The sequence below is a fragment of the uncultured Campylobacter sp. genome (assembly GCF_905372745.1).
In the GTDB taxonomy this organism is placed as follows: domain Bacteria; phylum Campylobacterota; class Campylobacteria; order Campylobacterales; family Campylobacteraceae; genus Campylobacter_A.
Map to the genome: position 1 here is coordinate 18389 of NZ_CAJPQR010000005.1, position 12679 is coordinate 31067.

General features: G+C 44.3%; 11 protein-coding genes, 1 tRNA gene and 1 pseudogene. 5 read left to right on the forward strand and 8 right to left on the reverse strand.

Features of this window, described 5'->3' with window-relative positions; genetic code table 11:
* Positions 1 to 55: 55 nt before the first annotated feature.
* Positions 56 to 2101, forward strand: coding sequence for a hypothetical protein (locus QZ157_RS02255; RefSeq protein ID WP_295141246.1), 2046 nt, complete (start codon positions 56 to 58; stop codon positions 2099 to 2101).
* 619 nt (positions 2102 to 2720) lie between these two features.
* On the opposite strand, the gene QZ157_RS02260 is transcribed toward QZ157_RS02255, so the two are convergent.
* The 5 genes from QZ157_RS02260 to purM all read right to left on the reverse strand — a co-directional run bounded on the left by QZ157_RS02260 (position 2721) and on the right by purM (position 7397).
* Positions 2721 to 3965, reverse strand: a complete 1245-nt coding sequence (locus QZ157_RS02260) for a Zn-dependent hydrolase (RefSeq protein WP_295141250.1) — start codon at positions 3963 to 3965, stop codon at positions 2721 to 2723.
* Positions 3966 to 4121: 156 nt separating this feature from the next.
* A complete protein-coding gene (locus tag QZ157_RS02265; protein WP_295141253.1) occupies positions 4122 to 4757 on the reverse strand; it encodes a leucine-rich repeat domain-containing protein in 636 nt (211 codons plus the stop codon).
* A complete protein-coding gene (locus tag QZ157_RS02270; protein WP_295141256.1) occupies positions 4682 to 5125 on the reverse strand; it encodes a hypothetical protein in 444 nt (147 codons plus the stop codon). The genes QZ157_RS02265 and QZ157_RS02270 overlap by 76 nt, the downstream gene beginning before the upstream one ends.
* Before the next feature lie 41 nt (positions 5126 to 5166).
* Positions 5167 to 5901 carry a MipA/OmpV family protein gene (locus QZ157_RS02275; RefSeq protein ID WP_295141259.1) on the reverse strand — a complete coding sequence of 245 codons (735 nt, stop codon included), beginning with the start codon at positions 5899 to 5901 and terminating at the stop codon, positions 5167 to 5169.
* A gap of 512 nt (positions 5902 to 6413) precedes the next feature.
* Positions 6414 to 7397 (reverse strand): phosphoribosylformylglycinamidine cyclo-ligase, encoded by a 984-nt coding sequence (purM, locus tag QZ157_RS02280; RefSeq protein ID WP_295141262.1) that lies wholly within the window; start codon positions 7395 to 7397, stop codon positions 6414 to 6416.
* Between the two features lie 73 nt (positions 7398 to 7470).
* On the opposite strand from purM, the gene coaE reads away from it, so the two are divergent.
* Together coaE and QZ157_RS02290 are read left to right on the forward strand one after the other, a co-directional pair.
* On the forward strand, positions 7471 to 8076 hold the full coding sequence (gene coaE, locus QZ157_RS02285) for a dephospho-CoA kinase (RefSeq protein ID WP_295141264.1): 606 nt from the start codon (positions 7471 to 7473) through the stop codon (positions 8074 to 8076).
* A gap of 53 nt (positions 8077 to 8129) precedes the next feature.
* Positions 8130 to 8217 (forward strand) — tRNA-Ser (locus tag QZ157_RS02290).
* Between the two features lie 365 nt (positions 8218 to 8582).
* On the opposite strand, the gene QZ157_RS10605 is transcribed toward QZ157_RS02290, so the two are convergent.
* Positions 8583 to 8831, reverse strand: coding sequence for a thermonuclease family protein (locus tag QZ157_RS10605; protein WP_315107697.1), 249 nt, complete (start codon positions 8829 to 8831; stop codon positions 8583 to 8585).
* Positions 8832 to 9617: 786 nt separating this feature from the next.
* Positions 9618 to 10073: a type II toxin-antitoxin system antitoxin SocA domain-containing protein gene (locus tag QZ157_RS02300; protein WP_295141267.1), complete on the reverse strand. Its 456-nt coding sequence runs from the start codon at positions 10071 to 10073 to the stop codon at positions 9618 to 9620.
* A gap of 90 nt (positions 10074 to 10163) precedes the next feature.
* Between QZ157_RS02300 and QZ157_RS02305 the strand changes: the two are divergent.
* Positions 10164 to 10894 (forward strand): annotated as a pseudogene (locus QZ157_RS02305) (IS1595 family transposase).
* A gap of 408 nt (positions 10895 to 11302) precedes the next feature.
* On the forward strand, positions 11303 to 11776 hold the full coding sequence (locus tag QZ157_RS02310; protein ID WP_295141270.1) for a hypothetical protein: 474 nt from the start codon (positions 11303 to 11305) through the stop codon (positions 11774 to 11776).
* A 77-nt stretch (positions 11777 to 11853) separates the two neighbouring features.
* Here QZ157_RS02310 and QZ157_RS02315 read toward each other — a convergent pair whose 3' ends face one another.
* Entirely contained in the window at positions 11854 to 12648 is a 795-nt protein-coding gene (locus QZ157_RS02315) for an undecaprenyl-diphosphate phosphatase (protein WP_295141273.1), read from the reverse strand.
* Between the last annotated feature and the right edge of the window lie 31 nt (positions 12649 to 12679).

The following is a 12679-nucleotide window of genomic DNA, read 5'->3' on the forward strand; positions in this document are numbered from 1 at the left end:
TGAGCTAACGTCGCTCAACAAAGATGCTGCGGATAAAATCGCAAATTCGGCCGTAATGCTAACTGATAAAGACGCGTTTAGCAAAGAGTCTCTAAAAGCTTTAGGCGCGTTTAGCGACAAGCTAAAAGACGGCGCGATAGCTAAAACGCAAAAGCTAAGCGCGGCTGATTTTTACGAAATTTTCGGCAAAGGCTTTTTATCTAGCGACAAGCTCTCAAGCTATAAAATCGCAAACGACGCCCTAGAGATCGAAGATAGCGCGAATAATTTACAAAACGCAGTAGAAAACAGGCTTAATTATTTCGGCGAAAAGATAAAATCCATAAAAACCTCAGACGGCGCGGAGCTAAAAATCTCGGCCGCGAATTTTAATAAAATCGGTGCGGATAAATTTGACGCTAACGATAACATAAAACTAACGGGCGTTAGCTCAAACGATAAGGATGCTTTGCTAAGCGACAAGGTAGATAGCTTTGAAATCAATAGATCGTTAGAAGTAAGCGTAGACGAATACGCTAAATTTGTCGCCAAACTCGCCGGAAAAGGAAAATTCGATATCGCAGACGACTTTAAAAAAATCATGAAATTTTTAAAGACGGCGGATGTTTCAAAGATAGAAACGCTAAATTTAAGCGATAAAAACATCGAACTTAGCGCAAGCGACGTAGAAGAGCTGGCTAAGCTTGGCGATCTAAATTTGCATACTAAATACGGCACGCAAATCACGCTAAAGCAAAGCGCGCAAGAGCTAAACGCGGACGGTTCAAAGCTGCTAAAGGCCTTTGCGGGGCTGTCTTTTGGCGCCGGCAATGCCAAAAAACAGATCGACGTGCAAGGAGACGGCGTTTTAGAGCTTGATAAAGATACGTTTGAAACTTTTAAATTTGCCGCAGACGATAATCTAAAAATAACAAACGTAACAGGCTCGGTCTACGCAAGCGACGCCAAAGAAACCTTTACCTTTAAGCAAGACGCGTCTAGAGTCGTTATAAATGCCTTATCTAACGGCGACAAGCTTGATTTCTCCAGGTTAGCTTCTAACGTAACGTCTATCGGCGATCTAAACGTCGCCGCAGACGCGCAAACGCAGCTACAAGACGGCAAAATTTACTACGTTAGCGGTATGTCGGCAGGCTTTGCGTCCGGGTTTGATAAGATTTTCGGCGAAGGCAAGGCGTTTTTAACCAAAGCCGCAGGCAACGAAGAATCTATAATCCTAGCTAAAACTTACAGCGGTTTTGAGATATATAAGGTCGAAAATAACGGCGATAACGTAATAACTAAGGATGAGGTAAAATATATAGGCTCCGTTAGCGTGCACCGAGACTTTAATCTTAGCGCGGATAACATCGTGCTAGCGGCCGCATCAAAAAGCCTTAGCGCGGCGCAGTTTGCGACCGAAGCGGCAAAAGGCGCCGGCGGGCTAAATTTGCTAGATACGGCGGAAAACATAAAGCAAAATTTGGCAAATTTAATCTCAAACAAAGACAAAATAGCAAGCATTAGCAGCAGCGACGATAAGCCTATAAATTTAACCGCCTCGCAGCTAGGCGAGCTAAAAGGCAAATTTGCCCCTAGCCAAACGTTAAAAATAAGCGAGGCGCTAAAGGACGGCAAAACAGCGAGCGCGGACGGAGGCAAATATATCTTTACTCTGGATAAAGACGAGAAAAACTGGCAGCTGGAGAAATTCGGCGCAGACGATAAGCTTGATTTTTCAAAGGTATTTGAGGGCAAGCAGCTAAGCGCGGGCGAGTTTGACCTAAACGCAAACGGGCAAAAAGCGACGCTGCAAGACGGCAAGATCTATAAAGCCGAGCTAAGCTTTACGCCGTCAAATCAAGGCGGCGGCGCAAATAGCGAGCTAAACGCGCTTAAAAAGGTATTTGAAGAGTCGTTTGAAAAAGGTGCAAAAGCCCTGCTCATCGCTAAAAACCTCAAGCAAGAGGGCAACTCGTACTCCTATAACTACGTCTATAAGATCGAGGACGACGGCAACGGCAAGCTAGACCAGGGCGACATCAAGCTGCTAGGCATCGTAAATACCAATAGCGGCTTTCAAAACAACTACGACATAACCGCGGCTAACGCAGAGCTGTAGTTTTACGATGAAATTTAGTCGGCCGAGTCGGTCGGCTAAATTTAATTTACGTTTAACCCAAAATAAAGCACTTGGCCGCAATTATTGATTTTACGTCTATTTTTAACCACAATGCTTCGCTTTTAAAATTTACCGCAAATTTTAAACTAAAACAAATTTAAAGCGTCAAAATGAAAAAATTTTGCTTTCTTTGGCTGTAGCGGCGAGCTTGTCGCAGGTCTATGCGGCGCAACCCGTGCAAATGCAAACAAGCGCGCAGATCTAACATATTAGGTATGAGGCGGCGATCTTCACCACAATCGCGTCAAGCTAAACGCAAATGATCGCAGACGGGCGGCTATGGATATATTTCGCGTCAAGAACGGCAAGACCCCCTAGCGCCAAGATATCATCCAAGACATACCCAAAAAGCGAAAACGAGATACTATGTTTTAATTTTAGCCCGTTTTAGGGCTAAATCATCCGCAAAATTCGTAAAACTAAAATCCAAATTTAGCCGCCGATTCGCCGAAAAAGCGAGCGAAATTTAAACCGAAATTTAAGACGAACGTTTTGCGCTAAATGCGAATTTAAGCCGTCTTTGTCTGATTTTCGCCGCCTGCCAAATTTAGCCTTAAGCTCAAGCTCTCCCCGCCGTTTCTAAAACCACGCTTTTTAGCAAATTTACCCCGTTGGCGATATCGCTCCAGCTGGAAAATTCCGCCGGATTGTGACTAATTCCATCTTTAGACGGGATGAAAATCATAGTTGTCGGACAAAGTGCGCTCATATGCATAGCGTCGTGCCCAGCGCCGCTTGGCATGATTTCAAAGCTAAGCCCAAGGGCCGCGGCTTTTTGAGTGATGAGCTTGATGAGGCGGCCATCTAGCGCACACGGCTCGTCGAAGGCTAGCTGCTTGATCTCGCATTTGACGCCGCGCTGTGATTCGATGCGCGAGATTTCGCCCAGGATCTGCTCGTATGCCGCTTCGCGCGTTCGCAGGTCGATGCCGCGCAGGTCGATTAGCAGCGTAGTTTCGCCCGATACTACGTTCATGACGCCCGGTTTTACCGTGCAGTTGCCCGCGGTCGCCACCACGCCGTTTGCCGCGTTTTCGCGCGCGACGCTCTCGACGGCTAGCACTATCTGTGCCGCTGCGCAAAGCGCGTCGCGGCGGTACTTCATCGCGGTCGTGCCGGAGTGCTGAGCCTGGCCCTGCACGCGCACGCTAAATCTGTGCGGCGCGGCGATGGCGCTCACGACGCCGATTTGGATATTTTCGTTATATAGTAGCGGCCCCTGCTCGATGTGTAGCTCAAAAAAGCTCTCGTAGTTCGGCGTCAAATTTTTAGCCTTTTCGATACTCGCTAGATCGATGCCAAACTCGGCAAAGATCTCGCCTATAGCGCGCCCCTGAAAGTCGCGCACGTCTTTTAGCTTTTCATAACCCAGCTTGCCGCACATGACCTTACTACCAAGCGTCGCGATGTTAAATCTACTCGACTCCTCGCACTCAAAGACGATGAGCTCGAGCGGTCTGCGCGTCTGCACGCCTTCGTCGTTTAGTGCTCTAATCAGCTCTAGTCCGCCTAAAACGCCCAAAATCCCGTCAAATTCGCCGCCGTTTATCACCGTGTCTAGGTGCGAGCCAAACGCTACTGCCGGCAGCTCGGGCTGGGTGCCTTCGCGCCTAGCAAAGATATTTCCGATCGCGTCTATGCGTACTTTTAGTCCCGCTTCTTTACAGCGTGCGATAAATAGCTCCCTAGCGGCCTTATCCTCGCGCGTGTAGGCTAGGCGGCTCATCCCGGCGCCAAAACTTGCGTCATTTACGGCGTTTATCTCGCTAAAAAGCGCCTTAAGTCTATCTAAATTTATACTCATAGCTACTCCTTTGGGTTAAATTTAAGCCAATTTTAGCCGCTAGTTTTTAAATTTTAGCTTTAATATTTTTATTTAAGTATTTATTTGATTATTCGGATTTTGCGTTTTGGTTAGAGTCGGTAAAATTTACGAGCCGCGTATTTGCGTTTGCTAAATTTACTCGGCCTCTTTTGCGCTAAATGCAAAATACCGTGCGTAACTCGCCTCGTCGTCTACGTCGCCCAAGCAAATTAGCCCCTCGCTTTTGTCAAATTTTGCTTCAAAGCCCGCGTGATTTACGCTCGTATCGGCGGTTAGAAATTTAAGCCTTGGCAAAGCTAAAAGTGGTGTAACGTCTAAAATTTGATTAAGGTCAAGATGAATGTTTTCTAGCGCACTGCAAAATTTAAGCGCCGATACGTCCGTAAGAGCGTTTTGGCTAAGGTATAGCACGCATAGCTTTGCTAGATTTGCCAAAGGCGAGACGTCCGCGATACGGTTATCGTCCGCGCGCAGGCACTCTAGCTCGCTAAGCTCGCCGATGGGCGCTAGGTCTTGGACGGCATTTACTTCGATATTTAGCTCTTTTAGCTTCGCTAGCGCCGCAAGCGGACGGAGATCTTGGACGTAGTTTCTATCCAGCCAAAGCTCGGTTAAATTTACGAGGCGCGCAAGCGGCGAAACATCTGAAATATCGTTGTTTGAAAGCTTTAGCGATTTTAGTTTTTTTAGCTCGCTCAAAAACGAAACATCCTTAACCCCGCAGTCATAAAACTCGAGCGTCCTAAGCTCGCTAAGGCTTGCAAGCGGCATAAATCCGTGATTAAAACGCTAAAAAGCCGCAATTTTTTTAGCTTTTTAAATTTAGCTAGCGGTGCGGCGTCACCGCACGGGACGTCTAGATCTAGCGCCTCAAGCGAGCTAAGAGCTGGCAAATTTGAAAGATCACGCACGTTTTGCGAGCTGATTTCCAGAGATTTTAGATTTGCAAAATGCCCCAAATCAGCAAGGTCGCCGTCCGTAAATTTATCGCTGCAAAACTGCATTTTGGTTACGCCCGAAGCCGCCTCCTCGCTCACGTAGTCGCGGTTACCGATTCGGCGCAGCAGGCCGCTCTTTTTTAGCCTGGCTTTTGCCTTTTGCTCTACGATTTTGCTTTTAAAATTTACAAATTCGCTCATTTCCTCGCTTAAATTTGACACCTAAAATCTAAAATTTACGGCTAAAATTTATACGAAACGCCCGTATAAATCACGCTCTCGTATCTGCTGCGAACGATAGGCGAACGAGCTACTTCGTCCGAAAATCTCCTAGCGCCAGCCGTCGCGCTTAAGCCAAAACCGTTGTTAAATTCGTAAGTCGCAGTGGCTCTGGCGCCTAGCGCGTAGGAGCTGCCAGGATTATAGACCGAGGTCACCGCGCCGCCTAGCTCGCTCACGTCCGTGCCGAAGTAATAATCGCTAAGCTTTCGCGAAAATACGTCGTAAGTAACGGCCGGAATGAGCGAAAATCTCTGCGCGACGGGTAAGGAATACGACGCCTCGGCCCCGTAGCTACCGCCCCGTCCGCCGCCCTGGGCATAAACAAAGGTCTGAAAGCCGCCTAAATTCGCCCCGAATTTGCCCCCTAGCGCCGTTTGATGCTCTCTGTCGCGGACGCTGCGGTACTGAGGTTTTAGTTTGCTCGACTTCACGCGCCAGCCGTCAAAAAACCTCGCATACGCGCCTGCAAAGAGGTTTTCGCTAAAATTATGCTCGTAGCCTGCTTCTAGGCCTCTAACGTAAAAACCCTCGTAATAAGCCTCAATCTGAGGCAAAGGCACGGCGCTTAGGCGGTCTTTGGTATAAAAGACGTCTTTTTGGACGGCTGCGCCGATACCTATACTTGCGCCGTTTTTGGCCTCCTGCGCGCAGGCTAATGCGCCTAAAGCGCAAAGAGCGAATAGATATTTTTTCATTTTTTCTCCTTAAATTTCGGCTTATCGCTTGGTTTTGTTTTAAATTTAGCTTCTTTTTACGCCGCAGTTTGATTTTCGGGCCGTTTTGAAGCAGTCTTTTAAGATAAAGCTAAAACGCGATTAACGCTTTTTTAGTCTTAAAATTTACTTGTTTTTTCTTTTTGTGCCTTTTTTGGCTCGGTATTTTACCGTAGCGCGCAAATTTAACAAGCGATTTTGAAGTTTATTTGACTAAGGCTACCTTGCGGGCTAATCGGCAAAACTTTAGCAAACGAGAGTTAAATTTAGCCCTAGTCGCGATAAATTCATAGGTTTAAATTTACTTTGTGTCTTATTTTATCGCTTGATTTCGCGCGTTTGGATGGTTGCGAGTTTGCCTAAATTTAATATAACGGCAAACTCTAGCCGCCTAAAATAACGGAAAATCGGCATCTTTAAATTTAGCCGCCGTTGCCGTAAATAAAACAATCGGCTAAATCCGCGCGCTTATTGCAGCGAGCAGGTTTTGCCGCTTATACGAGCTGCGCGCCCTGCCCTTTTACGACCTCACCGATGACGTAGCCATCGGTATTTGCTAGCACAAAGCCTGCGTTTTGTTTCGGCGCTACGACGATCATGCCAACACCCATATTAAACGTCCTCATCATCTCGGCGGGCTCCACCTTTTGCGCGATGATTTTAAAGATTTCAGGCGTGCGGATCGCGGTATGCTCAATCTTTGCGCCCAGCCCCTCCGGAAATACGCGCGGTAGATTTTCCACGATGCCGCCGCCCGTGATGTGCGCGAGCGCGTGGATCTTGTCTTTTAATTTTAAAAAGTCGCCGACGTAAATCCTAGTCGGCTCCAAAAGCACGTCTATGAGCGCGCGACCGCCTACTTTGTCGTCAAATTTTAGCCCTAGCTCGGCGACTACTTTGCGCGCGAGCGAGAAGCCGTTTGAGTGCAGACCGCTGCTAGGAAGCGCGATGAGCACATCGCCTTCACGCACAAATTTGCTGCGGTCGATCTCGTCCTCTTCGGCGATACCCACGGCAAAACCCGCAAGGTCAAAGTCGCCCTTTTCATACATCGAGGGCATCTCCGCCGTTTCGCCGCCGATCAGCGCGCAACGGGCGAGTTTGCAGCCCTCGGCGATACTTTTTACGACCTCTTTGGCATCCGCGATCTCGAGTTTCGCCGTCGCGTAGTAGTCGAGGAAAAATAGCGGCTCGGCGAAGTTACAGATGAGATCATTTACGCACATCGCAACAAGATCTTGGCCGACGCCGTCAAATTTGCGCGCGTCGATCGCGAGTCGCAGTTTTGTGCCCACGCCGTCGGTGGCGCCTAGGATAGCGGGTTTTTTGTAGCCTGCAGGCAACCTCACCGCGCCGCTAAACGAGCCGATACCGCCCAAAACGTGCGGAGTTTGCGTTGCTTTGACGAACGGTTTTATCGCGTTTACGAAGTCATTTCCCGCGTCTATATCGACGCCTGCGTCTTTGTAGCTTATCATTTTTGGCCTTTATTGAAATTTGATTAATTTTAGCCAAAAATTGCTAAAATCGGAGTAAAAAATCGGAGATAAAATGCTGCAATTTAAACACGCAATCGTCATCACAGGCAGTATCGGCAGCGGTAAGAGCGCGGTTTGTGAGCTGCTTGCCGGGCGAGGATTTGAGATCATCGACGCGGACTCTATCGCCCACGAACAGCTAAATTTGTACGTGAGCGATGTCGCGGCGGAGTTTGGAGACGAGGTTTTAGCAGACGGCAAAATAGATAGAAAAAAGCTCGGCGCGCTAGTTTTTAACGACGCGGATAAGCTAAAAATTTTAGAGCGAATTTTGCATCCAAAGATTAGGCTTGAAATTTTATCTCGCGCGGCAAAGCTAGAAAGCGCGGGCAGGACGTATTTCGTAGATATTCCACTATTTTTTGAAAGGCGGGACGCCTACAAAGAGTTTTCTCGCGTCCTCGTCGTTTATGCGCCAAAAGACACGCTGATCTCGCGCGTGATGAAGCGAAACGAGCTTAGCTACGACGCTGCAAAACGCCGCGTAGAACTACAAATAGATATCGAGCAAAAGCGCGCTGTGGCAAATTTTACGATAGAAAATACCGGAAATTTTGAAAATTTAAAAAGCGAGACGTTAAAGTTTTTAAGCGAAATTTCATCTAAACCCCGCACGTAAAATTTAAATATAAGTTTGCGCTTATTAAATTTTAGCTATAATCGAGGCTTCATAGATGGGTGTCCGAGCGGTTGAAGGAGCACGCCTGGAACGCGTGTAAAGTGTAAGCTTTCGAGGGTTCGAATCCCTTCCCATCTGCCACCGTTTCAAGCAACACAGAGACCCCGCAACTTACAGCAAGAAAACTATGGTTTTAACGATAATTTAAAGCATTTCTATATAAACCTACGGTAATAAAAGCAGCTAAAAGAAATTAACATCGGCAATTTTTTGCTGACTATTTTGCTGACTGCCTAAAATATAGTTAAAATCGATCGCTACTAGTCAGCCAGAAATTACGCAATCCTCAAATAATGAATATAGCGCAAGATTTGTGTTTCATATAAGGAGACGGCTTTTAAGACAGCTAATAAATTTCTACAGTATGCATAAATAAAAATGATAATACTAATGATGTACCTTAAAAACAAACTGTCATTAGATTGATTTTGTTAACCATCACCGTATTATGCTTTACTTTGTAATAAATCGCATGATTTACCTGTGACTAAATTTACCAAAAATTGCTTTGATTTTTTGCCGTAGGGTTGTTTTAGCTCAGGCGCGTCAATGCCGAAAAGCCTTACTTTGATTTGTTGTTTGCCTTGCAATACCGTGATCATGTCGCCGTCGTGGATAGAGACGACTTTATTTTGTTCTGCAATTAGCGAGATCGGAAGCGCTGATATTAATAGTAGGCGTATTGTTATGCTCATATGGGTGGCCAAAATACCAAGCGAGGGCAGTGAGAAATATAATAATCAACATTACGATATTGAAACAATTTACGGGGTTAAATTTAGAGTATTTGTCATCCTTGCTGTAATGTATCCGCATAATAAAAGAGAATAAAAAATTTAGTATATTGACGATAAAAATAGCTATAAGAGAGACTACTGCAACTAATCTGTAAATGCTCGCTTTGTCTATGTTTTGTAAAACGGAAGTAGAAAAAGCAAGACTGCTTACAAACGCGAGGACGATAGAGGCAAATATGCCTAGGATGGTAATATAATTCTTTTGCATATCCTCAGCATTTTTCTTTATGTCGTTTGTTTGTCTCGTAAGATCATTAACCTTATTATCCGCTTCTTGTATTTTTGCGTTGGTACTTTGTATCTTAGGGAGTAGGTATTTTAGCCTAACTAATTCTAAATTTAAGTGATCATACAGCTTAAAAATACGCCCTCTTATGCCCCTATCGTCTATTTCCTCAAGAATTGCTTTTATGCGGTTTACCATGGTATCCAATTGTGAATAATCGACCCCGGTTATATTAAATAAGTACATCGTTACGTCGGAGTAGCTATGCCGAAACTTTGGATCATTATAAATCTCTAATAGCTCCTCTTTTAATGCGTTATTGCTTATATTTATATCGCATAGTTTTTAAAAAAACTTCTATCGGGTCGTCGTCTTTTTCTTGAATCTTGGGCGGAGTGGTATTATTCACCTGTTTTATAAAGACATCCGGCGCTTTAACGACGCGGGACGTCTTGTTGCTATTCTTCTTGCTCATTTTTTATGTTTTGCGTATATTCTCTTAGCAGTTCTTCATTTGGAATTTTTTGATGATTGCCTTCCCCGTTGCGATATACTTTGCTCCACGGTGTGTTATCTATATGGCTATACTCTACTAACGCCCACGCGTCGATTTTTGCCAAATGATCGATATTGTTTATAATCGAATTTTTATACTCTTCAGGCAAATCGTTTTCCGTCTTTTGCCTAATTCTTATCGAGCTAGCCGCAAAAAAAGAGTATTTATCGTAAACTTCTTTTAGAACCGGCCCATATTGCCAAGCTTCAAAATCTTCATCGATTAGTTTTTTATCAAAATTGATTAAGAAATTTATATCTAAAAAGTAAAGCATTTTTTGAAGCTTTAAATTGCTAACCGACATATCTAAATCAATACATCTGTTGATTACGTGCGCTGCCACATCCATCGCTTTCATTTTTTGCTCCTTTCGATAAAAAATCAATGAAATTATATTAAATTTTGGCTCTCTTTAACCTAAGCTCACACAAAGGAGTAGTAAGTTACGATGAGAGCTATGAAAAACAGGTATATAGTCCGTTCAAGAATTTCTGAAGCTAAATTTAGAGAAATTCTAAAGTACTTCACGGAGGATATAGAAGCATCAAAGATATCGAATTTAACTAAAATTTCAGAAGCAACCCTATGTAAAATCTTTAGAGAAATAAGAATTCTTATGTCTAAAGAGTGTGAGAAGATATCTAAGTTTTCAGGTGAAATAGAAATAGATGAAAGCTACTTCGGATCTAAACGAGTAAGAGGTAAAAGAGGTAGAGGAGCAAGCGGAAAGCAGCCGGTATTCGGAATGCTAAAGCGTGACGGTAAGGTCTATACCCAAATAGTTAAAAACTGTTCTGCTAATGAGCTAATACCTATACTACCCAAATTTAGCGAATTAGACGAGAGTGTAATTTACTCTGATTGTTGGAAAGCTTATGATGGATTAGTAGATTACGGAGCTAAAGCTCATTATAGAATAAAGCATTCAAAGAATGAATTTGCTAACGGTAAAAATCATATAAACGGTATAGAAAACTTTTAGCTGCGACTTCGTCTTGCTACTGTAAACAGACGGGGTACGCTAAACATAGATTATCTAAATTTAAAGGCATTAAGAAAGAGAATTTCTTGCTTCACCTTAAAGAATGTGAATTTAGATATAATACTAAAGCTACACAGAAAAGTCTATATCAGAAACTGTTGAAATTGATAAGAGAGAATCCGCTTAAGTTTAATTGAGCCTAAATTTTTAAGACATTTTGCGTCTAATTATGATTTAAAAGTATAAAATTTTAAAAGAACTGTTAAAAAAATCGTGAATTATATCAAAAAAATAACTATTTTTATACGTATTTTAGCAAAAAATATGCCACATTGCGCCAAAATTGATCTTTTCTTTAAGGCAGGATCGATACGATACCCGCTTCCCCAGGGCAAACCTTCCCCTAAAACCTCTTTGAATTTATGGAGTAGCTACCGACTACGCGGCCTAGAATTTCTATAATTAAATCTTATCCTTATTTATAATTTTATAGTTAATTACACAATAAATAGAACAGAAAGCTGCCTCGTGTAGTTTCATAAAAGTAGCCACCTAGTTCAGTATTAAAGACTGTAACATAATAAAACACATATTATGACAACCAAGTGATGTATACAAACCAATATATCCATCTAAACGGCAAGCACGTCCTAGTGCTAGGAAATCACGACGAAGCGATAAAAAAGCATAAAGACGAGCTGCTAGCCATGAAAAAGCAAGACGGCAACGCGCTGTTTGAGGAAATTTGCGAATACAAAGAGATCACCCTGCAGCACAGGCAGGATAAATTTCGACTCGTGCTCTTTCACTATCCGCTATCCGAGTGGAACGCAGGCCACCACGGCGCGATCCAGCTCTACGGCCATATCCACGCAAATATCGCAAATATAAAAGGCAAGGCGCTAAACGTCGGCTACGACCTGCACGGCAAGATTTTAAGCTTTGAGGAAATTTATGGTTTCGTTAAAGACCTGCCGCCTTTTGAATATAGCAAACATAGGATGTTTAGCGAAGAAGATAGCGTAGAGAGTAGAAGCGCAAGGATAAAAGAGGTTTTGGAAAAGCTAAATTTTGACTGACCTTAGTCAAATTTTCGCTTTAAATTTACAAAGCAATTCGGACGGCAAATTTTAAATTTGAGCCCGAATTTGCCGATTTATAAAAACGCTAGGAGCAAAAATACACCCAAAACCAAGCGATAAATCACAAACGGCATCATCGAAATGCGCTGCAACATCGCCATAAACAGCCGCACGCAAAGATACGCGCTAACGCCGCTAATCGCCGCGCCGATAGCAAGGTCGCTCCAAGGTAGCGAATCGGGCATCTTAAAGACTTTAATAGCCTCCAAACCGCCTGCCAGCACGATAACCGGGATCGAGAGCAAAAACGAAAAATTTGCGCTCGCCGTTCGAGAAAAACCGAGCATCAACGCCGCAGTCATCGTCACGCCCGAGCGCGAAACGCCGGGTATGAGCGCGATTGCCTGCGCTAGGCCGATGATTAGGGCGATTTTTATCGTGATGGCGGCTTCGTCCTTTGCGCCGCTTTTTTTGTCGGCAAAGCCCAAAATTAATCCAAAAACTATGGTCATAATAGCGATCAAAGCGCCGTTTCTAGCGTACTGCTCGATGAAGTCGCCAAAGGCTAGGCCAAACAGCCCCACGGGGATCGTGCCAAAACCCGTCGCCCACACGAGCGTGCTTTGGCCGACCGTCTTTTTTTGAACGATCGAGGCGAAAAAATCTCTCAAAAGCGCGGCTATGCGGTCTTTAAAATAAATCAAAATCGCAACCAGCGTGCCTACGTGAACGGCTACGTCAAAGGCTAGCCCCTGATCCGCCCATCCTAGCAGCTTTGGCACCAGCACGAGATGCGCCGAGCTAGATACGGGCAAAAACTCGCTAATGCCCTGAACTAGGGCTAGAACGATGATATGCGAGAGTTCCATTTTATACCTTGATTAAAAATTTAGTTGTTTT